At 72.4% G+C, this 26,076-nt stretch carries 19 protein-coding genes and 1 rRNA gene; 11 read left to right on the top strand and 9 right to left on the bottom strand.

The genetic code is table 11. From position 1 onward, the window contains the following. Positions 1–105, top strand: a 5S ribosomal RNA gene (gene rrf / locus ACWGH1_RS33195); the annotation flags it as partial. A gap of 110 nt (positions 106–215) precedes the next feature. Here rrf and ACWGH1_RS33200 read toward each other — a convergent pair. From ACWGH1_RS33200 to ACWGH1_RS33225, 6 genes are all read right to left on the bottom strand, one after another. Next, positions 216–458 (bottom strand): helix-turn-helix domain-containing protein, encoded by a 243-nt coding sequence (locus tag ACWGH1_RS33200; protein WP_453356382.1) that lies wholly within the window; start codon positions 456–458, stop codon positions 216–218. 148 nt (positions 459–606) lie between these two features. Next, positions 607–1,917, bottom strand: coding sequence for a DUF58 domain-containing protein (locus ACWGH1_RS33205; protein ID WP_453356381.1), 1,311 nt, complete (start codon positions 1,915–1,917; stop codon positions 607–609). Then, on the bottom strand, positions 1,917–2,879 hold the full coding sequence (locus ACWGH1_RS33210) for an AAA family ATPase (protein ID WP_453356380.1): 963 nt from the start codon (positions 2,877–2,879) through the stop codon (positions 1,917–1,919). The genes ACWGH1_RS33205 and ACWGH1_RS33210 overlap by 1 nt, the downstream gene beginning before the upstream one ends. Beyond that, positions 2,876–4,111, bottom strand: a complete 1,236-nt coding sequence (locus ACWGH1_RS33215; protein WP_453356379.1) for a DUF4350 domain-containing protein — start codon at positions 4,109–4,111, stop codon at positions 2,876–2,878. The genes ACWGH1_RS33210 and ACWGH1_RS33215 overlap by 4 nt, the downstream gene beginning before the upstream one ends. Next, on the bottom strand, positions 4,108–4,770 hold the full coding sequence (locus ACWGH1_RS33220) for a DUF4129 domain-containing protein (RefSeq protein ID WP_453409283.1): 663 nt from the start codon (positions 4,768–4,770) through the stop codon (positions 4,108–4,110). The genes ACWGH1_RS33215 and ACWGH1_RS33220 overlap by 4 nt, the downstream gene beginning before the upstream one ends. Positions 4,771–4,777: 7 nt before the next feature. After that, positions 4,778–6,055: a hypothetical protein gene (locus ACWGH1_RS33225; protein WP_453352383.1), complete on the bottom strand. Its 1,278-nt coding sequence runs from the start codon at positions 6,053–6,055 to the stop codon at positions 4,778–4,780. 232 nt (positions 6,056–6,287) lie between these two features. Between ACWGH1_RS33225 and mtrA the strand changes: the two genes are divergently transcribed. The 6 genes from mtrA to ACWGH1_RS33255 all read left to right on the top strand — a co-directional run bounded on the left by mtrA (position 6,288) and on the right by ACWGH1_RS33255 (position 13,683). Next, a complete protein-coding gene (gene mtrA, locus ACWGH1_RS33230; protein ID WP_189973359.1) occupies positions 6,288–6,977 on the top strand; it encodes a two-component system response regulator MtrA in 690 nt (229 codons plus the stop codon). A 1-nt stretch (position 6,978) separates the two neighbouring features. Next, complete coding sequence (gene mtrB, locus ACWGH1_RS33235; protein WP_453409284.1) at positions 6,979–8,940, top strand: MtrAB system histidine kinase MtrB; 1,962 nt, start codon at positions 6,979–6,981, stop codon at positions 8,938–8,940. Further along, the gene (locus ACWGH1_RS33240; protein ID WP_453352414.1) at positions 8,930–10,789 is read left to right on the top strand and encodes an LpqB family beta-propeller domain-containing protein; all 1,860 of its coding nucleotides are present in this window, start codon (positions 8,930–8,932) and stop codon (positions 10,787–10,789) included. The genes mtrB and ACWGH1_RS33240 overlap by 11 nt, the downstream gene beginning before the upstream one ends. A 68-nt stretch (positions 10,790–10,857) precedes the next feature. Continuing rightward, entirely contained in the window at positions 10,858–11,646 is a 789-nt protein-coding gene (locus ACWGH1_RS33245; protein WP_453352415.1) for a ComF family protein, read from the top strand. Between the two features lie 346 nt (positions 11,647–11,992). After that, positions 11,993–12,688, top strand: coding sequence for a ribosome hibernation-promoting factor, HPF/YfiA family (hpf, locus tag ACWGH1_RS33250; protein ID WP_453352424.1), 696 nt, complete (start codon positions 11,993–11,995; stop codon positions 12,686–12,688). A gap of 227 nt (positions 12,689–12,915) precedes the next feature. Next, positions 12,916–13,683, top strand: coding sequence for a response regulator (locus ACWGH1_RS33255; RefSeq protein WP_453352416.1), 768 nt, complete (start codon positions 12,916–12,918; stop codon positions 13,681–13,683). Positions 13,684–13,718: 35 nt separating this feature from the next. Here the strand turns inward: ACWGH1_RS33255 and ACWGH1_RS33260 are convergent, their stop codons facing one another. Then, positions 13,719–14,930, bottom strand: coding sequence for a winged helix-turn-helix domain-containing protein (locus tag ACWGH1_RS33260; protein ID WP_453352417.1), 1,212 nt, complete (start codon positions 14,928–14,930; stop codon positions 13,719–13,721). 9 nt (positions 14,931–14,939) lie between these two features. Continuing rightward, on the bottom strand, positions 14,940–15,521 hold the full coding sequence (locus ACWGH1_RS33265) for a GNAT family N-acetyltransferase (RefSeq protein ID WP_453352418.1): 582 nt from the start codon (positions 15,519–15,521) through the stop codon (positions 14,940–14,942). Positions 15,522–15,747: 226 nt separating this feature from the next. Between ACWGH1_RS33265 and secA the strand changes: the two genes are divergently transcribed. Continuing rightward, positions 15,748–18,537, top strand: a complete 2,790-nt coding sequence (gene secA / locus ACWGH1_RS33270; RefSeq protein WP_453352419.1) for a preprotein translocase subunit SecA — start codon at positions 15,748–15,750, stop codon at positions 18,535–18,537. Between the two features lie 257 nt (positions 18,538–18,794). On the opposite strand, the gene ACWGH1_RS33275 is transcribed toward secA, so the two are convergent. Further along, positions 18,795–19,187 carry an Rv3235 family protein gene (locus ACWGH1_RS33275; protein ID WP_453352420.1) on the bottom strand — a complete coding sequence of 131 codons (393 nt, stop codon included), beginning with the start codon at positions 19,185–19,187 and terminating at the stop codon, positions 18,795–18,797. Between the two features lie 319 nt (positions 19,188–19,506). Here ACWGH1_RS33275 and ACWGH1_RS33280 point away from each other — a divergent pair, with 319 nt between their 5' ends. The 3 genes from ACWGH1_RS33280 (at position 19,507) to ACWGH1_RS33290 (ending at position 26,050) form a co-directional block, all read left to right on the top strand. Further along, entirely contained in the window at positions 19,507–20,007 is a 501-nt protein-coding gene (locus tag ACWGH1_RS33280; protein WP_453352421.1) for a DUF6912 family protein, read from the top strand. After that, the gene (locus ACWGH1_RS33285; RefSeq protein ID WP_453352422.1) at positions 20,004–20,669 is read left to right on the top strand and encodes an HAD family hydrolase; all 666 of its coding nucleotides are present in this window, start codon (positions 20,004–20,006) and stop codon (positions 20,667–20,669) included. The genes ACWGH1_RS33280 and ACWGH1_RS33285 overlap by 4 nt, the downstream gene beginning before the upstream one ends. A 380-nt stretch (positions 20,670–21,049) precedes the next feature. Then, positions 21,050–26,050: an NAD-glutamate dehydrogenase gene (locus tag ACWGH1_RS33290; protein ID WP_453352423.1), complete on the top strand. Its 5,001-nt coding sequence runs from the start codon at positions 21,050–21,052 to the stop codon at positions 26,048–26,050. The last annotated feature ends 26 nt before the right edge of the window (positions 26,051–26,076 follow it).

A 26,076-nucleotide genomic window follows, 5' to 3' on the forward strand; every position in this document is an offset into this window, starting at 1 on the left:
AGCGTTAGGGAAACGCCCGGTTACATTCCGAACCCGGAAGCTAAGCCTTTCAGCGCCGATGGTACTGCAGGGGGGACCCTGTGGGAGAGTAGGACACCGCCGAACAATCATTGTGGGAAAGCCCCGCACCAGCCCCTTCCGGGGGGCACGGTGCGGGGCTTTTCTGCGTTCACCGGCCCGTTCTGGTGTACCGGCCGCCGACTGCTGAGAACGCGTCAGGCGGCGTGTGCCGTGAAGCGGACGCAGCTGGTGTCGGCCAGCTTGGGCGGGCCGGCCCCGCCTTCCATGTGCTCAACATCGGTCTCGGGCAATCCGGCCAGTTGAGCGAGTTCGTACGGGGTGAGACCGAGCGCGGTGCGCCGATCGTAGACGGCCGAGTGCTCGGACTCGCATTCCTTCTGTGCCCAGAGCGCCCTTTGGACCTGAGACTCCTCCCGCATGCGGGCCTTGCGGAACACCGCCAGAACACGATACGGCGGTGTGTGGTCGGGGCGTCCATGAGACGGTCCGCGACGATCCAGCGTTCGGGCACCGGCGCAGCTTGTGGCAGGGCCGGTGTGTTGAGGCGCCTGATCGGCCGGAGTCACCGCAAGGGGTGAGCACGGCTCAGAGGCGGCCGGCGGCCTTGAGGGCGAGGTAGGCGTCGGCCAGGGAGGGAGCCAAGGCGTCCGGGGTGGCGTCGACCACGTGGACGCCGAGGCGGGTCAGGTGCTCCGCGGTGCGGCGGCGCTGGGACTGCGACTGGGTGGCGGCCGCGGCGTCGTAGACGGAGTCGAGTGAGCCGCGGGACCGGGCCATGTCGGCGATGTGCGGGTCGGCGACCGAGGCGAGCACGACCGTGTGGCGCTGGATGAGGCCCGGGAGGACCGGAAGGAGGCCCTCTTCCACGGGGGCCGCGTCCAGGCTCGTCAGGAGGACCACCAGCGAGCGGCGCGGGGCGGTGCGCAGGATGGTGGAGACGAGAGCGCGGGAGTCGGTCTCGACCAGCTCCGGTTCCAGGGTGGCCATGGCGTTGACGAAGGCGGGCAGGGTGTCGGCGGCCGAGCGGCCCTGGACGTGGGCGCGGGGGCGGCGGTCGTGGGCCAGGAGGTCCACGCGGTCGCCCGCCCGGGTGGCCAGCGCGGTGAGGAGCAGGGCCGCGTCCATGGCGGAGTCCAGGCGCGGTGCGTCCTTGACGCGGCCGGCCGAAGTGCGGCCGGTGTCGAGGCAGATGAGGATGTGGCGGTCGCGTTCGGGGCGCCAGGTGCGGACGGCGACCTTTTGGCCCCGGGCGGTGGCGCGCCAGTCGATGGAGCGGGTGTCGTCGCCGGGGAGGTAGTCGCGCAGGCTGTCGAACTCGGTGCCCTCACCGCGCGTCAGGAGGCTGGTGCGGCCGTCGAGTTCGCGGAGCCGGGCCAGGCGCGACGGGAGGTGCTTGCGGCTGGTGAACGGGGGCAGGACCCGGACCGTCCAGGGGGCGGTGTGGGTGCCCTGGCGGGCGAAGAGCCCGAGGGGGCCGTAGGAGCGGATCGTGACGCGGTCGGCCCGGCGGTCGCCGCGGCGGGTGGGCCGCAGGCGGGTGGTGAGGCGGCGTCGTTCGCCGGCCGGGACGAGCAGGTCGTGGCGGGACGCGGCGGGCTCGGTGCCGGGGAGCCAGCTGCTCGGGGGCCAGGCGTCGCGGACGCGGGCCCTGAGCGTGCGGCGGCCGGGGTTGGTGACGGTGAGGTGGACGTCGGCGGCCTCGCCCAGGCGGACGGAGGTGTCGCCGGAGCGGGCCAGCCGCAGGGTCCGTACGGGCGCGGCCAGGGCGTAGTCGACCGCGCAGGCCAGGCCGAGGGCGCCGTTGACCGCGAGGACGCCCGTCCAGCTCGGCTCCAGGATGCCGACGGGGAGGCTGCCGAGGGCCGCCAGCAGGGCGGCGCGTCCGGTGGGGGCCATCAGCGGGGGACGGGGACGTGGGACAGGATCGCGGAGATGACCGCGTCGGCGGAGACGCCCTCCATCTCGGCTTCCGGGCGCAGTTGTACGCGGTGGCGCAGGGTCGGCAGCGCGAGGGCCTTCACGTCGTCGGGGGTGACGTAGTCGCGGCCGGTGAGCCAGGCCCAGGCGCGGGCGGTGGCCAGCAGGGCGGTCGCGCCGCGCGGGGAGACGCCGAGGGTCAGGGACGGCGATTCGCGGGTGGCGCGGCAGATGTCGACGACGTACGCGGCGATCTCGGGGGAGACGGTGGTGTTCTCCACGGCCTTGCGGGCGGCTTCGAGTTCGGCGGGTCCGGCGACCGGTCGGAGGCCCGCGGCGTGCAGGTCGCGCGGGTTGAAGCCGGCGGCGTGCCGGGTCAGGACGCCGATCTCGTCCTCGCGGGACGGCAGGGGGACCGTCAGTTTGAGCAGGAAGCGGTCCAGTTGGGCTTCCGGGAGGGGGTACGTGCCCTCGTACTCGACCGGGTTCATGGTGGCGGCGACGAGGAACGGCTCGGGGAGCTTGCGGGGGACGCCGTCGACGGTGACCTGGCGTTCCTCCATCGCCTCCAGGAGGGAGGACTGCGTCTTGGGGGGCGTCCGGTTGATCTCGTCGGCGAGGAGGAGGTTGGTGAAGACCGGGCCGTTCTGGAAGGAGAACTCGGCGGTGCGGGCGTCGTAGACCAGGGAGCCGGTGACGTCGCCGGGCATCAGGTCGGGGGTGAACTGGACGCGCTTGGTGTCGAGTTCGAGGGACGCGGCGAGGGCCCGGACGAGGAGGGTCTTGGCGACGCCGGGGACGCCTTCGAGCAGGACGTGGCCCCGGCACAGGAGGGCGACGACGAGACCGGTGACGGCGGAGTCCTGGCCGACCACGGCCTTCGCGATCTCGGTGCGGAGCGCTTCCAGGGAGGAACGGGCGCTGTCCGTGGTGGCCGTCATGAGGTGCGGACCTCTCTTTCGAGGGCGTCGAGGTGGTCGGCGAGCGCGACGAGCGCCGCGTCGTCGGAGGGGGTGGTGCCGAAGAGCAGGGTGGTGGGGTCCGTGGCGCGGTCGGCGGTGAGCCGGGCGGACACGGCGGGGAGCAGGGCGGCGGGCTCGTGGGCCTGGCCGGGGGGTACGCCGACGAGGGCGGCGAGGCGTTCGCGGGTGGCGGTGCGCAGCACGGTGGCGGCGCGGTCGCGGGCGCCGGCCCTGCGGTAGAGGCGGGCGCGGCCCTCGGTGGTCTCGGAGGCGCGGACGGCGACGGGGAGGTTCTCGGTGACGAGGGGGCCGAGGCGGCGGGCGCGCCACAGGGCGGCGACGGCGGCGGCCGCGAACAGCTGGAGCAGGGCCCAGGTCCAGCCGGCGGGTATGAGGTCGAGGAGGGTCTGCTGCCCGGTCGTGTCGGGGCCGCTCTGGTCGGCGGGGCCGGGCAGGTACCAGACGAGTTCGGGGCGGGTGCCGAGGAGCTGGAGGGCGAGGGAGGCGTTGCCCTCCTTGGCCAGGGTCCGGTTGAGCAGGATGCTCTCGGAGCCCAGGAGGACGGTGTCGCCGCCCTTGGCGGTGGCGGGCAGTACCAGGAGGGTGGGGTGGCCGGCGTCGGGGTAGCAGGCGGTGGCTCCGGCGAGGTCCGTGCCGTAGCGGGGGCCGCCTCCGGTGGTGGCGCGGCCCGCGGTGCGGGCGGCGGGCAGCGCGCAGCCGGGGTCGAGGGCGCCGTGGCCGGAGTAGCCGCGGGTGTTCGCGGCGGGGGCCAGGTCGGGCAGGGCGGCGCCGGTCGGTGCGAGCAGGACGGTGCGGCCGCCGGAGGCGTCGGCGGCGGAGCGCAGGGTGCGCCGCCGGGTCTGGTCGACGGCGTCGGGGTCGGTGACCAGCAGGGTGGTGCGGGGGCCGGTGGCGGCGGCCGCTTCCTCGGCGGTGGTGACGACGCGGCTGGTGACGCCCCTGGCCTTGAGCAGCTCGGCGGCGGCGCGGCTGCCGTAGGGGTCGGCGGAGCGGGGGTCGAGGTAGCCGTGGTGTGCGTCGGACTGGAGGGCGGCCAGCGTGACACCGGCTGCCAGGAGGACCCCCAGGGCGGCCAGGAAGCCCCGGGAGCGGGCCCACAGGGTAGTGGTCCGGTACTGCGCGGTGGGCGCGGGAGACGCCGCCGTGGCGGGGCGCTGGGGGCCGGTGGCGGTGGACGTGGGGCCGGTCATGCCGTGGGTCCCGTCAGGAGCGGGGTGGCGCGTTCCAGAGTGAGGTCGAGGGTGCGCAGGCGGCCGTAGGTGTCGGGGTCGCCGGTGCGGCCGCCGTACGTGACGTCGTCGAAGGCGCGGGCCGCCGCGCGGAGGTCCTGGGCGTGCTGCGGGAGGCGGGCGGCGGCTTCGGCCGCCGCCTCGTCCGCGGTGCGGCCGGGGCGGGGGTCGAGCAGGGTGCGCTCCTCCAGGGACCGGACGACGGCGCGCATGCGTTCTTGGACGGCTTCGGTCCAGCGGCCGGCGGCGGCGTGCGCGTCGGCGGTGGCCCGGTGGTCCGCGGCGGTGCGCGGGCCCGCGTCGAAGAGGGTGCCGGCGCCGGTGACGGCGCGGCGGGGGGTGCCGAGCCGCCACCACAGGGCGCCGATGGCCAGGGCGGCCAGGAGCACGATGACGACGAGGCCGGCCGTGCCGCCGGGGGTGGCCCCCGAGGCACGGTCGAAGAATTCGCCGAGCCACTCCCAGAGCCGGTCCAGGGCGCGCTGGAGCGGGCTCGGGTCGTTCTGGTGGTAGATCCGCTTGGCCAGTTCGCGCTCGGCCGCCTCGCGGGCGGCGTCGCGCGCGGTCGTCACCGGTGGTGTGGCGGTGGCGGCGGTGGTGATGAGTCCCCCCGTGCTCATCGGTGTGTCAGCCTCCGTACCCGGCGCCGGCGCTCCCGTAGTCCTGCAGGCCGGCCGCCCGGGCGAGTTCCAGGTCGAGGGCCTCGCGGCGGATGCGCTGGTCGATGTACAGCAGGACGGTGACGCCCGCCGTGATCGGCAGGATGATCGTGAAGCCGATGACCGAGCCGATGCCGTTGACCAGCAGGAACGACCAGGAAACGGCGAAGGAGCCGTCGGTGAAGCTGCTGAGGTCGCCCACGCCGGTGAGCACCGCGAGGATGGTGAACGGTACGGCGATCACCATCGAGACGATGGCGGTGATGAGCCCGGTCAGCAGGGTGATGCCGAAGATGCGCCACCAGGAGCCGTTGACGAGCTTGGCGGACCGCTTGAGCGCCGTGAGGATCCCGGCCCGCTCCAGCATCAGGGCCGGCGAGGCCAGCAGGAAGCGGAACCAGAGCCAGACGAAGAGCGGCACGGAGACGAGTGCGCCGAGCAGGGCGACGCCGACGCTCTTCATCAGCAGCCCCGGCAGGAGCAGCACTCCGAGCAGGACGACCGCCCCGACGGCGAGGAGCACGGTCAGTCCGGCCAGCGGCAGCAGGCGGGGCCGCGCCTCGCGCCAGGCCTCGCCGACCGAGGACGGCCGGCCGATCACGGCGCGGCTGTAGATGACGGTGAGCAGCGCGCTGGCGAGGATCGTGAGGACGAGCTGGACGAGTCCGTTGGCGAGGACGGGGATGACGGCGTCGCCCATGCTGCGCAGCACCCGGTCCGGGTCCTCGCCGGTGGCGGGGGCGGTGGTGAGGTCCGCCAGCGCGAACTTGTTGATCAGGACGTTGCCGACCTCGATGAGGACGCCGACGACGAGGCTGACGGAGAGCACCGAGCGCCAGTGGAGGCGCATGGTGGAGACCGCGCCGTCGAGGATTTCGCCCAGGCCGAGGGGACGCAGCGGGATCACGCCGGGCTTGGCGGCCGGGGGCGGGCCCCAGGGGCCGCCCGGGTGGCCGTACTGGCCGCCGTAGGGGGACCCGTACGGTCCGGGCTGCCCCTGGGGCCCGCCCGATCCCCAGCCGGCGGTCTGCTGCTGCGGGGCGGCGTCGGTGGGTGCGGGGGCCTGGGCGCCGGGGCTGGACCACTGGCCGGGCGGCGGCTGGGCGGCGGACCACTTGGAGTCGGCGGCGGGCTGCGCGGCGGGCTGTATGCCCTCCGGCGTGCCCGGGCCGCTCTGACCGGCTTGGCCGCCTTCGCCTTCCGACGGGGAGGACCCGGGCGAAGCCCAGCCCGGAGAGTCGTTCATCTCGCTCCTTCACGTGCGTCCACTGCGGCGGGGCGCTGGTCGGCTGCCATCGTGCCACGCGGCGAAGGAGAGCGGGCCGGGTGTTCCACAAGATCCGGTCCGCTCCCGCCTTCAATTGTCGCCCGGATCCGGGGCAGACTGGTCGGCCTGATCACCACGCAGGTCCGGGGGGCGATTTCCAGCCCTTTTGGCTGTGGGACAGCTCACCGCCAGGTAACGATTAGCTAATGGGATGATGTCAAGCATGAAGGGACGAGTCCTTGTCGTTGACGACGACACCGCGCTGGCCGAGATGCTCGGCATTGTGCTGCGTGGAGAAGGTTTTGAGCCGTCGTTCGTAGCGGACGGTGACAAGGCACTGGCTGCCTTCCGGGAGGCGAAGCCGGACCTGGTACTGCTCGACCTCATGCTGCCCGGACGGGACGGCATAGAAGTGTGCAGGCTGATCCGGGCCGAGTCGGGTGTGCCGATCGTGATGCTCACGGCGAAGAGCGACACGGTCGACGTGGTCGTGGGCCTGGAGTCCGGGGCCGACGACTACATCGTCAAGCCGTTCAAGCCGAAGGAGCTGGTGGCCCGCATCCGGGCCCGCCTGCGCCGTTCGGAGGAGCCGGCGCCCGAACAGCTGGCCATCGGTGACCTGGTCATCGACGTGGCCGGGCACTCCGTCAAGCGCGACGGTGCCTCCATCGCCCTGACCCCGCTCGAGTTCGACCTGCTGGTCGCCCTCGCGCGCAAGCCCTGGCAGGTCTTCACCCGCGAGGTGCTGCTGGAGCAGGTCTGGGGATACCGGCACGCGGCGGACACCCGCCTGGTCAACGTGCACGTGCAGCGGCTGCGCTCCAAGGTCGAGAAGGACCCGGAGCGCCCCGAGATCGTCGTGACGGTCCGCGGTGTCGGCTACAAGGCCGGACCGAGCTGACGTGCCGCCCGGCAAGACCCGGGGCGGCTCCCGTGGAGGAGCCCTGCGGGCCGGCCGGCTGCTCAAGGAGCGAGTGGCCGGCAGCCCCGTGCTGCGGCTGTGCGTACGCCTCGTACGCCGGCCGCTGCTTCCGGCTGTCCGGCTCTGGCGGCGCAACATCCAGCTGCGGGTCGTCGCGGCCACCTTGCTGCTCTCGCTCACCGTGGTCCTCGCCCTGGGTTTCGTCGTCATCGCCCAGGTCAGCAAGGGCCTCCTCGACGCCAAGGAGGAGGCCGCGCAGAGCCAGGCCGCGGGCGGGTTCGCGGTCGCACAGGAGAAGGCCAACACGCCCTTCGCCGCCGACGGTTCCGACGTCACCGACAACAAGGTCGGCCGGGACGCCAGCACGTGGATGAACTCCCTCGTCAAGCAGCTGGCCAGCGGTGGCCAGACCGCCTTCGAGGTCGCCGCGCTCGGCGCCGGGGCGGGCGAGCCGGCCGCGCCCGGAGCCCAGGGCGTCAAGGGGGCCCGCGCGTCCGGCAACGTCGATCCGACCGCCAGTGTCCCGATGACCCTGCGCCGGGCCGTCAACCACGCCACCGGCACCTTCAAGACCTTCTCCGAGATCCGCTACACCACCGGCTCCGGGGAGAAGGCGCCCGCGCCCGCGCTGGTCATCGGCAAACGGCTCACCGACATCAACGGCGACCCCTACGACCTGTACTACCTCTTCCCGCTGACCCAGGAAGAGGAGTCCCTCAACCTCATCAAGGCCACCATCGCCACCGCTGGCCTGTTCGTCGTCGTGCTGCTCGGCGCCATCGCCTGGCTCGTGGTGCGCCAGGTCGTGACGCCCGTCCGGATGGCCGCCGGAATCGCCGAGCGGCTCTCCGCAGGGCGGCTCCAGGAGCGGATGAAGGTCACCGGCGAAGACGACATCGCCCGCCTGGGCGAGGCCTTCAACAAGATGGCCCAGAACCTCCAGCTCAAGATCCAGCAGCTGGAGGACCTGTCGCGGATGCAGCGCCGGTTCGTCTCCGACGTCTCGCACGAGCTGCGGACCCCGCTGACCACCGTCCGCATGGCCGCCGACGTCATCCACGACGCCCGCGTCGACTTCGACCCCGTCACCGCCCGCTCCGCCGAACTGCTCGCCGGGCAGCTCGACCGCTTCGAGTCGCTCCTCGCCGACCTGCTGGAGATCAGCCGGTTCGACGCGGGCGCCGCCGCCCTGGAGGCCGAGCCGATCGACCTGCGGGACGTCGTGCGCCGCGTCATCGACGGGGCCGAACCGCTGGCCGAGCACAAGGGCACCCGGATCCGGGTGCTCGGCGACACCCAGCCCGTCATCGCCGAGGCCGACTCCCGGCGCGTCGAGCGGGTGCTGCGCAACCTCGTCGTCAACGCCGTCGAACACGGGGAGGGCCGCGACGTGGTGGTCCGGCTCGCGTCCGCGGGCGGGGCCGTCGCGGTCGCCGTACGGGACTACGGGGTCGGCCTCAAGCCCGGCGAGGCCACCCGCGTCTTCAACCGGTTCTGGCGCGCCGACCCCGCCCGGGCGCGGACCACCGGCGGGACCGGCCTGGGCCTGTCCATCGCCGTCGAGGACGCGCGGCTGCACGGCGGCTGGCTCCAGGCGTGGGGGGAGCCCGGCGGCGGCTCCCAGTTCCGGCTCACCCTGCCCCGCACCGCCGACGAACCGCTGCGCGGCTCCCCGATCCCGCTGGAGCCCGAGGACTCGCGCGCCAACCGGGCCAGGGCCACCGCCGAGGCGGCGGCCCTGGCCGGCTCCGGCAGCGGCCCGGGCGGTCCCGGCGGCGACCGGCCCCGGCCGGCCGACCGCTCCCCGATACCGCCGCGCCCGGCGGTGACCACCGCGCTGCCGGTCCCCGCCGACCCGACGGCGCTGCCCGGCAACGGGGCCCGGGTCGTGGCGCGCCCCACCGATCAGGCAGCACAGGAGGACGGACCCGGTGGACGCTGAGCGCGGGCTGGCACCCGTACAGGCCCGGCGGGCGCGGCCCGCGACCGTACGGGTCGCCGTACTCGCCGTGGTCGGGCTGCTGCTCGCCGGGTGCGCCTCCATGCCCGACAGCGGGGAGATCCGGCAGGTCCAGGCCTCGCAGGGGGTCGACTCCCAGGTACGGGTGTTCGGCGTACCGCCGGCCGACAAGGCCAGTGCCGCCGACATCGTCGACGGCTTCCTGGAGGCCATGACCAGCGACGACCCGCAGCTGGAGACGGCCCGCAAGTACCTCACCGAGGAAGCCGCGAAGAACTGGAAGCCCGGCACGGCCGTCACCGTGCTCTCTTCGGGCCTCGACCGCTTCCCCGTTCAGGGCTCCAAGGAGCCCGAGGACACGCGGTGGAAGGTCACCGGCAAGAAGCTGGCGACGGTCGACGAGCGCAGCGCCTACCAGCCGGAGACCGGCGGGGTGCGCTACGAGGAGTACCTCCAGCTGGTGCGGGAGAAGGACCAGTGGCGGATCGCGACCCCGCCGAGCAGCCTCGTCCTCAGCGAGTCCGACTTCCAGCGCATCTACAAGCCCGTCAACAAGTACTACTTCGCGGGCGGCACGCTCGTCGCCGACCCGGTGTACGTGCGCCAGCGCAGTGACCCCGACTCGCGGATGGACCCCACCACCCAGACCGTGCAGTCGCTGCTCGCCGGGCCCTCCAAATGGCTGGCCCCGGTCGTGACCTCCAGTTTCCCCACCGGGACGGAACTGCGCGCGGGCACCAAGTCCCTCTCGGCGGACGGCCAGAACACGCTGCGCGTGCCGCTGAACGACAAGGCGAAGAACGTCGCGCAGCCGCAGTGCCAGAAGATGGCCACCCAGCTGCTCTACACCGTCAAGGACCTGACGGCCTCCCGGCTGGACCGCGTCGAACTGCTGCGCCCCGACGGCAGGACGTCGCTGTGCTGGGTCACCCGCGCGGCCGCCGCGGCGCTCGCCAACCCGGCGCCGAGCCCCGAGCACCAGTACTACGTCGACAAGGACTCCCGGCTCGTCCGGATGTCCCTCAACGTCAACGCCGAGGACCAGCAGCAGGACAAGCCGGAACTCGCGCCCGGTCCGCTGGCCACCGCGACCGGGTTCAAGGTGGGCTCGGCAGCCGTCAGCTACGACGAGAAGCGGGCCGCCGTCGTCTCCGACGACGGGCACGGGCTGTACGTGGTGACGCTGACGACGGCGGGCCCGATGCCGCAGCCGCTGCCCCTGCCCCTGCCGGCGGGCCGGACCGGCAAGCTGACCGCGCCCAGCTGGGACACCCGCGGTGACCTGTGGATCGCGGACCTCGACCCGCAGAACCAGGGGCTGTGGCGGGTGCCCGGCGGCACCGGGGCGCCGCAGAAGGTGGACGTGGCCGGGCTGGACGGCGGCCGGATCACCGCGCTCAAGGCGTCTCCCGACGGGGTGCGCATCGCGCTGCTCGTGGAGAAGGACGGCGGCCGCAAGAACCTGTACACGGGTCGGATCGAGCGGCCCGACGGCAAGGCGGACGCCTCGCCGGTCGCGGTGCGCGAGCTGCGGCCGGCGGCTCCGCAGATGGCCGACGTGATGGCGATGAGCTGGGGGCCGCGGGGCCGGCTGCTCGTGGTGGGCCGGGAGAGCGGCGGGGTCGTGCAGGCCCGGTACATGCTGTCCGACGGGTCGACGGCGGCCGCGAGCCTGCCCGGGGCGTCCGGCCTGGCGGGGGTCGCGACGACCGAGGACGAGGAGAAGCCGGTGGTGGCGTTCTCCGACGAGGACGGCATCGTGTGGCTGCCGCCGGGGGCGCAGTGGCGCACGGTGGCGGCGGGCGGCCGCGCGCCGGTCTACCCGGGCTGAGCCGGGGCCCCGCCGGGGGTTGTCCACAGGGGTGGCGGACGGGTCCGGGCGGGCGGCACAGTCCTCGGGTGCGGGAGTTGTGGCAGGAACTGGCCGGGCTGGTGCTGCCGGCCGACTGCGCCGGGTGCGGGGCGCCGGGGGCGGTGCTGTGCGCGCGGTGCCGGGCCGCCCTGGGCGGCGGCGGTGCCGGACGCGCCCGGCCCACGGCCGCGCCGGCCGCCCTGCCGGTGGTGCACGCGGGCGCGGCGTACGGGGACGCTGTCCGGGCCGTCGTGCTGGCCCACAAGGAGCGCGGCGCGCTCCCGCTGGCCGGTCCCCTCGGGGCGGTCCTGGCGGCCGCGGTGCTGTCCGGCGGGTGGGGCGGGGCGGGCGGGGAGGGAGAGCTGGTGCTCGTCCCGGTGCCTTCGGCGCGGCGCCGGACCCGGGCGCGCGGCCATGACCCGGCGCGCAGGATCGCGCTGGCCTGCTCGGCGCGGTTGCGCCGGGCCGGGGTGCCCGCGCGGGTGGCCCCCGTACTGCGGCTGCGGCGGCGGGTCGCGGACCAGGCGGGGCTGGGGGCCCGGGAGCGGTGGCAGAACCTGGCCGGGGCCCTGGAGGCCCGCCCGGCCGGGGTGCGGCCCGCGGGCGGGGCGCGGATCGTGGTGGTGGACGACGTGATGACGACCGGTGCCACGCTGGCGGAGGCGGCGCGGGCACTGCGGGCGGGCGGGCTGCGCGTGGCCGGGGCGGCGGTCGTGGCGGCGCCGGCGGGCTCGTTCGGGCCGGTCCGGCCCATCGGATCGGCTGGGGGCGGGGAAAACCGGCACAGGGACCGCATGGACGAGGAACCGCCGGGGAAGGCGGCTCGTTACTGGTGACTGGAGACGTCCGAGAAGTGCACAAGAGGAAAAAGCCAGCTGAACGGAACTGAACGGAGGTATGTTCCGGTAGCGGGTGCCGACAACCGGCTATGAGAGATATGTTCGGTTGTGAGGACTGGCGATCCTTGGGCCCCACGTCATCGGAGCACCGACCCGCCCGTTTTTGGAATCTTCGTGTCAGAGGGTGTCTCTCTGCTCCGAAGTCGGTGGGATGTGGATCTTGCCGATGGGGGAGGAGGAGGTGAAAGTCGCCAAGTCCGAGGCTCTGGTGTTCACCGGAGTCTGGTGCGAAAGGGAGACGCTTCGCCCCAAGAGGCGGAGCTATCCGGGAACGGAGTTCTGCGTGGACATCGTCGTCAAGGGCCGCAAGACCGAAGTGCCCGAGCGGTTCCGCAAGCACGTGGCCGAGAAGCTGAATCCCGAGCGGATCCAGAAGCTCGACGCCAAGGTGATCAGCTTGGACGTCGAGGTGTCCAAGGAGCACAACCCGCGCCAGGCCGACCGTTCCGACCGCGTGGAGATCACCCTGCACTCGCGGGGCCCGGTGATCCGGGCCGAGGCCGCGGCAGCAGACCCGTACGCGGCGCTGGACCTGGCTCAGGACAAGCTGGAGGCCCGGCTGCGCAAGCAGCACGACAAGCGGTACACCCGCCGCGGCAACGGCCGGCTCTCGGCGGCCGAGGTCGCCGACGTCGTGCCGGGGGTCGCGCAGCTCAACAGCAACGGCGAGCCGGTCTCCGAGGAGAAGACGGACGGGGTCCCGACCACCCGGATCGGGTCCCTCGAGGTGCAGGGCGAAGGCCCCCTCGTCGTCCGCGAGAAGACCCACTCCGCCGCACCCATGTCGCTCGACCAGGCCCTGTACGAGATGGAGCTGGTCGGCCACGATTTCTATCTGTTCGTCGACGCCGACAGCAAGCTGCCCAGCGTCGTCTACCGGCGTCACGCCTATGACTACGGTGTCATCCACGTGAACCCCGACGGGGCCTCCAGCACGGAGGAACCGCGCGGCGGCGCCGGCGGGTCGCTCGGCGGCTGAGTGTTCGAACCTTGCCCCCGTGGAGTACCGCCCCGGCCTCCGCGGGGGCACTCGTATGACGTGTATGAGCCAGTCGGCCGCCCGACGGAGCCCCTCCCCGAGGTCCGGGCATGGAATCATGGCGGGCAGTCAAGCGGCGGCCCAGCCCGCCCGGTTGGCCCAACAGGCGGCCCGAGCGGTCAGCGGATGAGCAGGTCAGCAGCTCGGCACATGCAGGGGGAGGAACGATGGCGGACAGCTTCGGGCCGGTACGCGGCGACGACGGAGCGGGCTGTCGTGAGGCGGGGCGGGTGACGGGCGGCCACGGGGACGGCCCGGCCGACGGCTCCGCCGGGGAGCCGATCCGGGTCCTCGTCGTGGACGATCACGCCCTCTTCCGGCGCGGACTGGAGATCGTCCTCGCCCAGGAGGAGGACATCCAGGTCGTCGGTGAGGCCGGGGACGGTGCGGAGGCGGTGGACAAGGCCGCCGATCTGCTGCCGGACATCGTCCTCATGGACGTACGGATGCCCCGGCGCGGCGGCATCGAGGCGTGCACCTCGATCAAGGAGGTGGCGCCCTCCGCGAAGATCATCATGCTGACGATCAGCGACGAGGAGGCGGACCTCTACGACGCGATCAAGGCGGGCGCGACGGGATACCTGCTGAAGGAGATCTCCACGGACGAGGTCGCTACGGCGATCCGGGCGGTGGCGGACGGCCAGTCGCAGATCAGTCCCTCGATGGCGTCGAAGCTGCTGACCGAGTTCAAGTCGATGATCCAGCGGACGGACGAGCGCAGGCTGGTGCCGGCGCCCCGGCTCACGGACCGGGAGCTGGAGGTCCTCAAGCTGGTGGCCACGGGCATGAACAACCGGGACATCGCCAAGGAGTTGTTCATCTCCGAGAACACCGTGAAGAACCACGTCCGCAACATCCTGGAGAAGCTCCAGCTGCACTCCAGGATGGAAGCCGTGGTGTACGCGATGCGCGAGAAGATCCTCGAAATCAGGTAACCGGGAACGCCGTGAGCGGGGCGGCAACGGCGGCGTCAGGTCAGCGCGGCCAGTTCCGCCGTGACCGCGGCGGCTTCCGCGGGGCTGCTGGCCCGCTCCACCCGGACGGTGTCGCAGCCGACCCAGGTCGCCGCCTCCAGCAGGGCCTCGGCCATGGGCCGGGCGGCCTTCGGGCTGGTCAGGGAGAGCTGCCGGGCCACCAGGGCGGAGCCCTCGCGGGCCGGGTCGACCCGGCCCCGGAGCCGGCCGCCGGCCAGCAGCGGCATCGCGAAGTAGCCGTGGACGCGCCGGGGCTTGGGGACGTACGCCTCCAGCCGGTGGGTGAAGCCGAAGATCCGCTCCGTCCGCGGCCGGTCCCACACCAGCGAGTCGAACGGGGACAGCAGCGTCGTGCGGTGGCGGCCGCGCGGGACGGTCGCGAGTGCGGCCGGATCGGCCCAGGCGGCGCCGCCGCGGGGCCAGCCCTCGACCGTTACCGGGACCAGTCCCGAGTCGGCGATCACCGCGTCGACCTGCTCGCCCTTGAGGCGGTGGTAGTCGGCGAGGTCGGCGCGGGTGCCGACGCCCAGGCTCTGCCCGGCGAGCGCGACGAGCCGGCGCAGGCACTCGCGGTCGTCCAGGTCGTCGTGGAGCAGCGCGTCCGGGACGGCCCGCTCGGGCAGGTCGTAGACCCGCTTCCAGCCGCGCCGCTCGGAACAGACCACCTCACCGGTGTCCAGCAGCCACTCCACCGCGATCTTGGTCTCGGACCACTCGAACCACTCCCCGCCGTTCTTGGCTCCGCCCAGCTCGGTCGAGGTCAGCGGGCCGTCGGCCCTGAGGCGGTCCAGGACGGCCCGCGTCGAGCGTTCCTTGTCCCGCAGGACGTGCCAGCGGTGGCCGCGCGCCCGGCGGGCCCGGCGGCGGAAGGCGAAGTGCGGCCACTCCTCGATGGGCAGGATGCAGGCAGCGTGGGACCAGTACTCGAAGGCGTGCCGGTCGGACCAGTACGCCCGCTCGACGGTGTCGCGGCCCACCGCGCCCAGGCGCGCGTACGGGACCAGTTCGTGCGAGCGGGCCAGGACCGAGATCGTGTCCAGTTGTACGGCTCCCAGGTGGCGCAGGACGCCGCGCACCCTCCCCCCGGCTCCGCCGGGGGAACCCGCACCCCGGCGGTCGGGCGCCCCGAGGAAGCCCTGCGCGCGCAGGGCGATCCGGCGCGCCTCGTCGGCGGACAGGGACACGGTCGGCGGCGGAGTGCTCGTCATGGCCGCACCTTAGGTGGCGGCACTGACAGCGGGCAGGTAGGGGAGCGCGGAGGGCAGGCCCAGGTCCGCGGGGAGCAGGGCGCCGACCCAGCAGTCCCGGGCCGTGCCGTTGCGCAGGAGGGCGGCCCGCAGGAGGCCCTCGAAGCGGAAGCCGGCCTTTTCCGCGACGGCCCGGGAGCCGTGGTTGCCGACCTCGGCGCGCCATTCGAGCCGGACCGCGCCGACCTCGGTGAAGGTCCAGCGGGCGACGGCGAGCACGGCCTCGGTCATGTAGCCGTGGCCGCGGTGCTCCTTGGTGGCCCAGTAGCCGATCTCGTACGCGTCCGGTCCCCGTACGTGGACGCCGACGGCCGCGACCAGCGGTCCCTCGACGCCGAGCCGGACGGCGAAGCTGTAGCCGGTGTCCTCGCGCCATCCGGCCGGGACGATCTCGCCGACGAAGGCACGGGCGTGGTCGCGCTCGTACGGGGAGGGGACCATGGTCCAGCGCTGGATGTCCGGGTCCTGCGCGGCGGCGTAAACCTCGTCCTCGTCGGCGGGGGCGAAGGGCCGCAGGCTCAGGCGCCGTGTGCTCAAGGTGGTGGGGTCCATGAACGGATTCTGCCGCCGGCGCACGGCACGGGCGAACAGTTTTCGCTCACACCGGCACCTTCCGTGCCCCCCGTACGTTCTCATTCCGGGCACCCGTGCCCCGCGCAGAGTGCGGACCTCCCGGCGCGACCGCGTCCTCGCTTACGATGGCCGTTGCGGTGGGGCCCACCCTCCGTGCCCGTGTACGAACCAGTGCCAGGCCCGACCGGCAAGGAGACAAACCTCGGTGTCCGTCTTCAACAAGCTCATGCGTGCAGGCGAAGGCAAGATCCTGCGCAAACTGCACCGCATCGCGGACCAGGTCAACTCCATCGAAGAGGACTTCGTCAACCTCTCCGACGCCGAGTTGCGGGCGCTCACGGACGAGTACAAGCAGCGGTACCAGGACGGCGAGAGCCTGGACGACCTGCTGCCCGAGGCCTTCGCGACCGTTCGCGAGGCCGCGAAGCGCGTCCTCGGCCAGCGGCACTACGACGTCCAGATCATGGGCGGCGCGGCGCTGCACCTCGGCCACGTGGCCGAGATGAAGACCGGTGAGGGCAAGACCCTCGTCGGCACGCTGCCGGCGTACCTGAACGCGCTGTCCGGCAAGGGCGTCCACCTGATCACGGTGAACGACTACCTCGCCGAGCGCGACTCCGAGCTGATGGGCCGGGTCCACAAGTTCCTCGGCCTCGAAGTCGGCTGCATCCTGGCGAACATGTCGCCGGCCCAGCGCCGCGAGCAGTACAACTGCGACATCACGTACGGAACGAACAACGAGTTCGGCTTCGACTACCTGCGCGACAACATGGCGTGGTCGAAGGACGAGCTGGTGCAGCGCGGCCACAACTTCGCCGTGGTCGACGAGGTCGACTCGATCCTGGTCGACGAGGCCCGTACGCCGCTGATCATCTCCGGCCCGGCCGACCAGGCGACGAAGTGGTACGCAGACTTCGCCAAGCTCGTGACCCGCCTGACCAAGGGCGAGCCGGGGAACCCGCTCAAGGGCATCGAGGAGACCGGCGACTACGAGGTCGACGAGAAGAAGCGCACCGTCGCCATCCACGAGGCGGGCGTGGCGAAGGTCGAGGACTGGCTCGGCATCGACAACCTGTACGAGTCGGTGAACACCCCGCTCGTCGGTTACCTGAACAACGCCATCAAGGCGAAGGAACTGTTCAAGGTCGACAAGGACTACGTCGTCATCGACGGCGAAGTCATGATCGTCGACGAGCACACCGGCCGTATCCTCGCCGGCCGCCGCTACAACGAGGGCATGCACCAGGCGATCGAGGCGAAGGAAGGGGTGGACATCAAGGACGAGAACCAGACCCTCGCCACGATCACCCTCCAGAACTTCTTCCGCCTCTACAGCAAGCTGTCGGGCATGACCGGTACGGCCATGACCGAGGCCGCCGAGTTCCACCAGATCTACAAGCTCGGTGTCGTCCCGATCCCGACCAACCGCGCGATGGTCCGCAAGGACCAGCCCGACCTGATCTACCGGACCGAGGTCGCGAAGTTCGCCGCCGTCGTCGACGACATCGCGGAGAAGCACGAGAAGGGCCAGCCGATCCTCGTCGGTACGACGTCGGTCGAGAAGTCCGAGTACCTCTCCCAGCAGCTCTCCAAGCGCGGCATCCCGCACGAGGTGCTGAACGCGAAGCAGCACGAGCGCGAGGCCTCGATCGTCGCGCAGGCCGGCCGCCGCGGCGCGGTCACGGTCGCCACGAACATGGCCGGCCGCGGTACCGACATCAAGCTCGGCGGCAACCCGGACGACCTGGCCGAGGCGGAGCTGCGCCAGCGCGGCCTGGACCCGGAGGAGCACATCGAGGAGTGGGCGCACGCCCTGCCCGAGGCGCTCAAGCGGGCCGAGAAGGCGGTCAAGGCGGAGTTCGAGGAGGTCAAGGAGCTCGGCGGGCTGTACGTGCTGGGCACCGAGCGGCACGAGTCGCGCCGTATCGACAACCAGCTGCGCGGCCGCTCCGGCCGACAGGGCGACCCGGGCGAGTCCCGGTTCTACCTCTCCCTGGGCGACGACCTGATGCGCCTGTTCAAGGCGCAGATGGTCGAGCGGGTCATGGCGATGGCGAACGTGCCGGACGACGTCCCGATCGAGAACAAGATGGTGACGCGCGCGATCGCGTCGGCCCAGTCGCAGGTCGAGACCCAGAACTTCGAGACGCGCAAGAACGTCCTCAAGTACGACGAGGTCCTCAACAACCAGCGTGAGGTCATCTACCGCGAGCGCCGGCGCGTCCTGGAGGGCGAGGACCTCCAGGAGCAGGTCCGCCACATGATGGACGACACCATCGACGCCTACATCGCGGCGGAGACGGTGGAGGGCTTCGCGGAGGAGTGGGACCTGGACCGGCTGTGGGGCGCCTTCCGGCAGCTGTACCCGGTGAAGGTCACCGTGGAGGAGCTGGAGGAGGCCGCGGGGGACCGGGCGGGCATCACGGCCGAGTTCATCGCGGAGTCCGTCAAGGACGACATCCACGAGCAGTACGCGGAGCGCGAGAAGGCGCTCGGCTCCGACATCATGCGCGAGCTGGAGCGGCGCGTGGTGCTGTCGGTGCTGGACCGCAAGTGGCGTGAGCACCTGTACGAGATGGACTACCTGCAGGAGGGCATCGGCCTGCGGGCGATGGCCCAGAAGGACCCGCTGGTCGAGTACCAGCGCGAGGGCTTCGACATGTACAACGCCATGCAGGAGGGCATCAAGGAGGAGTCCGTCGGCTACCTGTTCAACCTGGAGGTCCAGGTCGAGCAGCAGGTCGAGGAGCTTCCGGTGCAGGACACCGTGCCGGCGCCGGCGAAGCCGGAGATCCGGGCGAAGGGCCTGGACGTTCCGCAGCGGCCGGACCGGCTGCACTTCTCGGCGCCGACGGTGGACGGTGAGGGCGGGGTCGTCGAGGGCGACTTCGACGCCGACGCCGACGGGGACGGCGAGGAGGCCGGGGTCGGGATGACGCGGGCGGAGCGGCGCAAGGCGCAGAAGGCCTCCGGCGGCCGGCGCCGTAAGAAGTAGCCGCCGCCGCTGCCGTTTGGTTTGCCGCCGGGCCGGACACCGCTGTACGGGTGTCCGGCCCCGGCGGCGTTGTACGGGGCAGACCCCGGCCGCGCCCACGGGGGCCTGAGTGTGGCCCCGGGTGCCGGCCGGGTGCGGCGCCGCTGTGGGGCCCCGGCTGCGCCGGGCTCCGCCCCGCGCCCCGCGCCGCAAACGCCGACGGGGCCGGGTGTGGGCCGGCGGTCCGGGTGTGGCCCCGCGTCTCAGCGCCGCCGGAGTCACAAGCGCGGGCCGTGGATTTCCACGGCTGCGCAGCGCCAGCGGAGGTCGGGGCCCTGTTCGAGGCGGAAGGCCATCGCCGAGACGCGGTCGCCCGTCGCGATGCGGGCGAAGGCCTCGATGACGCCCGGTCCCGGGTGGAAGCGGCCGCAGTGGCGCAGGACCGGGGTGAGGCGGTCGCGCAGGGCGTCCGCGGGGGCCAGGGTGACCAGTTGCTCGTACGCGGGGCCCACGGTGTGGCCCAGCAGCGAGTGGACCGGGCGGCGGCCGCTGAGGACGGCAAGCAGGCGTTCGGCGAACCAGTCGTGCGGGCCGCGCGGGCGGCGCCGGGCGCCGGGGGCCTGCTGGTCGCGGCGGCCCGGAGGGCGGGTGGTGGTCCTGGTCCTGGTCATGGCGTCGTCCCCGGGAAGGCCGGGCCCGGTCCAGGGCGGATACCGGGCGGGTCACTAGGTACGGGCCAACTTCTACGGCCCCTTCGTCACGCTCCGCAACTGGGCCGGTCCGGCCCGTGAGTGCCCTGACGGTTCACCTATCCGGGGGGCCGCCCGCGCTGCCGGGGGCCGCGCGGTCCGCGCGGGGAGGCGCCCGGTGGACGCGGCGCTGTCGGCCGATCGCGCCCGAAGGGGGACAGCAGTTGTCCCCCGGTCGGACGCGGAGGGCGGCGGCCGCCGTATCCTGAGGGGGTTTTCCGACTAACGAAAGCGGCCGGCCATGCGCGTGTACGTCCCCCTGACCCTTCCCGGGCTCGCCGAGGTGTACAAGGCCGGCGAGCTTGGCCCCGCCCCGCTGCGCGCGTACGCCGTCACGCCCGGGCTGCGGGAATGGTACGTCTCGGACGACATCGAGGAGTTGGAGTACGCCGCCCTGAGCCGGGCCGCCGAGGCCTCGCTGCGGCTCCTCGCGGCCGACCCCTCCGCCCCGCGCAAGCGCGTCGTCGTCGCGGTCGACGTCGACGACAAGGCCGCCGTCGCCGTCCCCGGTGTCGATGAGGCCACCCTCGGGCAGGTCGGCCTGACCGGCGCCGTACGGCTGACCGTGGCCGCCGCCGTACACGTCGACGCCGATGACGCGCTGGCCGACGTCGAGGCCGCCGCCGGCGCCGTGGAGGCCGCCGACCGCGGGGACGACGACGCCCGCTTCGTCGTGGACGGCGCCGAGGACCACGAGCTGCTGTGGTTCGGCGTGCAGGAGATCCCGGGGCTGCTCCCGTGAGTCCGCATCCGCACCTGGTCTGGGACTGGAACGGGACCCTGCTCCACGACGTCGACGCCGTCCTGGCCGCCACCAACGCCTCCTTCGCCGAGTTCGGCTTCGCGCCGATCACCCTGCAGACGTACCGCGAGCTGTACGTCGTACCGGTGCCGAAGTTCTACGAGCGGCTGATGGGCCGGATGCCGACGGACGCGGAGTGGCTCGTCATGGACGAGACCTTCCACCGGCACTACTGGTCCGCCGCGGACGCCGTCGGGCTCGCCGCGGGCGCTCTGGAGCTGCTCCGGGACTGGGAGGGCGCCGGGGCCACCCAGTCCCTGCTGTCGCTGGCGCCCCACGAGAAACTGGTGCCACTGGTGCGCACCCTCGGCATAGAGCGGCACTTCCTGCGCGTCGACGGGCGTACCGGGCCCTCGCACACCACCAAGGCGGGTCACCTCGTACGCCATCTGGCCGCCCTGGAGACGTCCGGTGTGACCGCCTCCCGTTGCGTGCTGATCGGGGACGCCCTGGACGACGCGCTCGCCGCCGCCCATGTGGGGGCGCGGGCCGTCCTGTACACGGGTGGTTCGCACAGCCGCCGCAGTCTGGAATCGGCCGGTGTGCCCGTGGTCGACACTCTGACGGAGGCCGTGGCCACGGCCCGGGAACTGGCCGGATAACGCCTTGATCCGGGCGGTGGCCGGGGTCCTGCACGTACCCCGCCGTCCGTCGCTGTCCAGAGCGGCAAAAATGCACCCCCTGATTTGTACAGAAGCCGCTCGTGACGAGTCGGGGGTCAAGGGGGATAGCCTGGTACCCGTGATCAGCGCGATAACCATCGGGGGTCCTGATGCCCCCGGCACGCGCCCGGCGCACGACAGTGCCCGGGCTTTCGCTGATCCCCGCTGCCGGGACGTGCCGCCGATCATGGCCGATTCCCTCCCGGTCGCCTCTCTCGACGACATAGCGTCGATCCCGAACGGACACCCCGCCTCGCGGCGCTATGTCATTCCTTCCTTCACCTACGTCACGCAATGGCGCGCGACAGGAGCCAGAGGACATGCAGACCAAGCTGGACGAAGCAAAGGCCGAGCTGCTCGCGCGGGCGGCACGGGTGGCTGAGAACAGCCCGGCCGGGGGGCTACTTCCGACTGGGTCCGAACAAGGGGAGCGCCCCGACCCGGGTGCGACGCTCGCCTACCTCCAGCGCTACTACCTGCACACCGCCCCCGAGGACCTGTTGGACCGGGATCCGGTCGACGTGTTCGGGGCCGCGCTCTCCCACTACCGGCTGGCCGAGCAGCGCCCGCAGGGCAAGGCGAACGTGCGCGTGCACACCCCGACGGTCGAGGAGAACGGCTGGACCTCCAGCCACTCGGTCGTCGAGGTCGTCACCGACGACATGCCGTTCCTCGTGGACAGCGTCACCAACGAGCTGTCGCGCCAGGGCCGCGGGATCCACGTGGTGATCCACCCCCAGGTCGTCGTCCGCCGTGACCTGACCGGCAAGCTCATCGAGATCCTCGGCCCGGACTGCGACGCCCACGGCCCCCGGACCGCGCGCCCCCACGACTCCCTGGTCGAGTCCTGGATCCACGTCGAGATCGACCGCGAGACCGACCGCGGCGACCTCAAGCAGATCACCGTGGACCTCCAGCGCGTCCTGTCCGACGTCCGCGAGGCCGTCGAGGACTGGGAGAAGATGCGCGACGCGGCGCTGCGCATCGCGGACGAGCTGCCCGGCGAGCCGACCGCGCCCGACCTGCGCGAGTACGAGCAGGAAGAGGCCCGCGAGCTGCTGCGCTGGCTCGCCGACGACCACTTCACCTTCCTCGGCTTCCGCGAGTACAACCTGGTCGACGGCGACGCGCTGACCGCCGTGCCCGGCACCGGTCTGGGCATCCTGCGCTCCGACCCGCTGCACCACGGCCAGGAGGACGCGCACCCCGTCTCGCCGTCCTTCAACCGGCTGCCGGCCGACGCGCGCGCCAAGGCCCGCGAGCACCGGCTGCTGGTGCTGACCAAGGCCAACAGCCGCGCCACCGTGCACCGCCCCTCGTACCTGGACTACGTCGGCGTCAAGAAGTTCGACGCCGAGGGCAACGTCGTCGGCGAGCGCCGCTTCCTCGGGCTGTTCTCCTCCGCCGCGTACACCGAGTCGGTGCGCCGGGTGCCGGTCATCCGCCGCAAGGTCGCCGAGGTCCTCGAAGGCGCCGGGTTCTCGCCCAACAGCCACGACGGCCGCGACCTGCTCCAGATCCTGGAGACCTACCCGCGCGACGAGCTGTTCCAGACCCCGGTCGACAAGCTCCGCGAGATCGTCACCTCGGTCCTGTACCTCCAGGAACGCCGCCGGCTGCGGCTGTACCTGCGCCAGGACGAGTACGGGCGCTACTACTCCGCGCTGGTCTACCTGCCGCGCGACCGGTACACCACCGGGGTCCGGCTGCGCCTGATCTCGATCCTCCAGGAGGAGCTGAACGGCACCAGCGTCGACTTCACCGCCTGGAACACCGAGTCGATCCTCTCCCGCATCCACTTCGTCGTCCGCGTCCCGCAGGGCACCGAGCTGCCCGCGCTGACCGACACCGACGTCGAGCGCATCGAGGCCCGGCTGGTGGAGGCCGCCCGCTCCTGGGCCGACGGCTTCGGCGAGGCGCTGATCGCGGAGACCGGTGAGGAGCGCGCCGCCGAACTGCTGCGCCGCTACGGCAACTCCTTCCCCGAGGGCTACAAGGCCGACCACTCGCCGCGCGCCGCCGTGGCCGACCTGGTCCGCCTGGAGCGGCTGTCCGAGAGCGGCCGGGAGTTCGACCTCTCCCTGTACGAGCCGGTCGGCGCGGGCCCCGGCGAGCGCCGCTTCAAGATCTACCGGCAGGGCGAGCAGGTGTCCCTGTCCGCCGTGCTGCCGGTGCTCCAGCGCCTGGGCGTGGAGGTCACCGACGAGCGGCCGTACGAGCTGCGGTGCAGCGACCGCACCCACGCGTGGATCTACGACTTCGGCCTGCGGATGCCGCTGTCGTCGGGCAACGGCGAGAGCCACCTCGGCGACGACGCCCGCGAGCGCTTCCAGGACGCCTTCGCGGCGGTCTGGCAGGGGCAGGCGGAGAACGACAACTTCAACACCCTGGTGCTGAGCGCCGGGCTCACCTGGCGGCAGGCCGTGGTGCTGCGCGCGTACGCCAAGTACCTGCGCCAGGCCGGCTCCACCTTCAGCCAGGACTACATGGAGGACACCCTCCGCAACAACGTCCACACCACCCGGCTGCTGGTCTCGCTCTTCGAGGCGCGGATGTCCCCGGCCCGGCAGACCGCCGGCACCGAGCTCGTCGACGCGATGCTGGAGGAGCTGGACGGGGCCCTGGACCAGGTCGCCTCGCTGGACGAGGACCGCATCCTGCGCTCCTTCCTGACCCTCATCAAGGCGACGCTGCGCACCAACTTCTTCCAGAGCGCCGGTGAGGGAAGCAAGAGCAGGGGCCAGACGAACGACGCGGGCGAGCCGCACGCGTACGTGTCGATGAAGTTCGACCCGCAGGCCATCCCGGACCTGCCGGCGCCGCGCCCGGCCTTCGAGATCTGGGTGTACTCCCCGAGGGTCGAGGGTGTCCACCTGCGCTTCGGCAAGGTCGCCCGAGGCGGCTTGCGCTGGTCCGACCGGCGTGAGGACTTCCGTACGGAGGTCCTCGGCCTGGTCAAGGCGCAGATGGTCAAGAACACCGTGATCGTGCCGGTCGGCGCGAAGGGCGGCTTCGTCGCGAAGAACCTGCCGGACCCGTCGGTGGACCGCGACGCCTGGCTCGCCGAGGGCATCGCCTCGTACAAAATCTTCATCTCGGCACTGCTCGACATCACCGACAACATGGTCGCCGGTGAGGTCGTGCCGCCCAAGGGCGTGGTCCGTCACGACGAGGACGACACCTACCTCGTCGTCGCCGCCGACAAGGGCACCGCGACCTTCTCCGACATCGCCAACGGGGTCGCGGAGTCCTACGGCTTCTGGCTGGGCGACGCCTTCGCCTCGGGCGGCAGCGCGGGCTACGACCACAAGGGCATGGGCATCACCGCCCGCGGCGCCTGGGAGTCGGTGAAGCGGCACTTCCGCGAGCTGGGCCACGACACCCAGACCGAGGACTTCACGGTCGTCGGCGTCGGCGACATGTCGGGCGACGTCTTCGGCAACGGCATGCTGCTCTCCGAGCACATCCGCCTGGTCGCCGCCTTCGACCACCGGCACATCTTCATCGACCCGCACCCGGACGCGGCGACCTCGTACGCCGAGCGGCGGCGCCTGTTCGACCTGCCGCGTTCCTCGTGGGCCGACTACGACACCGCGCTGCTCTCGGCGGGCGGCGGGGTCCACCCGCGTACGGCGAAGGCCATCCCGGTCAACGCACACATGCGGGAGGCCCTCGGCATCGAGGCGGGCGTCTCGAAGCTGACGCCGGCCGAGCTGATGCAGGCCATCCTCAAGGCTCCCGTGGACCTGCTGTGGAACGGCGGCATCGGTACGTACGTGAAGGCGACGGCCGAGACGCACGCCGATGTCGGCGACAAGGCCAACGACGCGATCCGTGTCAGCGGCGCCGACGTGCGCGCCAAGGTCATCGGCGAGGGCGGCAACCTGGGTCTGACCCAGCTCGGCCGCATCGAGTTCGCCCGGGTCGGGGCCGGCGGCGAAGGCGGCAAGGTCAACACCGACGCCATCGACAACAGTGCCGGCGTGGACACCTCCGACCACGAGGTGAACATCAAGATCCTGCTCAACTCGGTGGTCGCGGACGGCGACATGACCGTCAAGCAGCGCAACGCGCTGCTCGCCGAAATGACCGACGAGGTCGGCGGGCTGGTGCTGCGCAACAACTACGCGCAGAACGTGGCCCTGGCCAACGCCGTCGCCCAGGCGCCCAGCCTGCTCCACGCCCAGCAGCGCTTCATGCGCCGCCTGGGCCGGGACGGACTGCTGGACCGCGCGCTGGAGTTCCTGCCCAACGACCGGCAGATCCGCGAGCTGCTCAACAACGGCAAGGGCCTGACCCAGCCGGAACTGGCCGTCCTGTTCGCCTACACCAAGATCACGGTGGCGGACGAGCTGATCCACACCGGGCTGCCGGACGACCCGTACCTGCGCCGCCTGCTGCACGCCTACTTCCCGGCCCCGCTGCGGGAGAAGTTCGGCGAGCAGATCGACGCGCACGCGCTACGCCGGGAGATCATCACCACCCTGCTGGTCAACGACACGGTCAACACCGGCGGTTCGACGTTCCTGCACCGGCTGCGCGAGGAGACCGGGGCCTCCACGGAGGAGATCGTCCGGGCGCAGCTCGCGGCCCGCGAGATCTTCGGCCTGGCCGGGGTCTGGGACGAGGTCGAGGCGCTGGACAACGAGGTCGCGGCCAGTGTCCAGACCCGGGTGCGGCTGCACTCGCGGCGGCTGGTCGAGCGCGGTACCCGCTGGCTGCTCAACAACCGGCCGCAGCCGCTGGAGATCACCGGGACCATCGAGCTCTTCGCGGACCGGGTGAGCCAGGTCTGGGCCGAGCTGCCCAAGCTGGTGCGCGGCGCCGACCTGGACTGGTACCAGTCGATCATGGACGAGCTGACCGGCGAGGGCGTTCCGCAGGAGCTGGCGGCCAAGGTGGCCGGCTTCTCCTCCGCGTTCCCGACGCTGGACGTCGTCGCGATCGCCGACCGGACGGGCGTGGGTCCGCTGGAGGTCGCCGAGGTCTACTACGACCTCGCCGACCGCCTGGACATCACCCAGCTGATGGACCGGATCATCGAGCTGCCGCGGGCCGACCGCTGGCAGTCCATGGCCCGCGCCTCCATCCGCGAGGACCTGTTCGCGGCGCACGCGGCGCTGACCGCAGACGTGCTGGCGGCCGGGGACGCGGACGCGACCCCCGAGGAGCGCTTCAAGGCGTGGGAGGAGCGGAACGGGGCGATCATCGGCCGGGCGCGGACGACCCTGGACGAGATCCGCGGGTCGGACGACTTCGACCTGGCGAACCTGTCCGTCGCGATGCGGACGATGCGTTCGCTGCTGCGCTCGCACGGCTGAGCGGTGAAGCGGGCGGCCCCGGGACC

The sequence above is a fragment of the Streptomyces sp. NPDC054883 genome (assembly GCF_053610645.1).

Bases quoted from the DNA above. Each gene is read 5' to 3' on its own strand.
- mtrA (WP_189973359.1), top strand. From the start codon at position 6,288: ATGATGTCAAGCATGAAGGGACGAGTCCTTGTCGTTGACGACGACACC.
- ACWGH1_RS33275 (WP_453352420.1), bottom strand. From the start codon at position 19,187: ATGACCAGGACCAGGACCACCACCCGCCCTCCGGGCCGCCGCGACCAG.
- ACWGH1_RS33290 (WP_453352423.1), top strand. From the start codon at position 21,050: ATGCAGACCAAGCTGGACGAAGCAAAGGCCGAGCTGCTCGCGCGGGCG.
- ACWGH1_RS33215 (WP_453356379.1), bottom strand. From the start codon at position 4,111: ATGACCGGCCCCACGTCCACCGCCACCGGCCCCCAGCGCCCCGCCACG.
- ACWGH1_RS33260 (WP_453352417.1), bottom strand. From the start codon at position 14,930: ATGACGAGCACTCCGCCGCCGACCGTGTCCCTGTCCGCCGACGAGGCG.
- ACWGH1_RS33220 (WP_453409283.1), bottom strand. From the start codon at position 4,770: ATGAGCACGGGGGGACTCATCACCACCGCCGCCACCGCCACACCACCG.
- ACWGH1_RS33255 (WP_453352416.1), top strand. From the start codon at position 12,916: ATGGCGGACAGCTTCGGGCCGGTACGCGGCGACGACGGAGCGGGCTGT.
- ACWGH1_RS33265 (WP_453352418.1), bottom strand. From the start codon at position 15,521: ATGGACCCCACCACCTTGAGCACACGGCGCCTGAGCCTGCGGCCCTTC.
- ACWGH1_RS33210 (WP_453356380.1), bottom strand. From the start codon at position 2,879: ATGACGGCCACCACGGACAGCGCCCGTTCCTCCCTGGAAGCGCTCCGC.
- ACWGH1_RS33280 (WP_453352421.1), top strand. From the start codon at position 19,507: ATGCGCGTGTACGTCCCCCTGACCCTTCCCGGGCTCGCCGAGGTGTAC.
- ACWGH1_RS33205 (WP_453356381.1), bottom strand. From the start codon at position 1,917: ATGGCCCCCACCGGACGCGCCGCCCTGCTGGCGGCCCTCGGCAGCCTC.
- ACWGH1_RS33225 (WP_453352383.1), bottom strand. From the start codon at position 6,055: ATGAACGACTCTCCGGGCTGGGCTTCGCCCGGGTCCTCCCCGTCGGAA.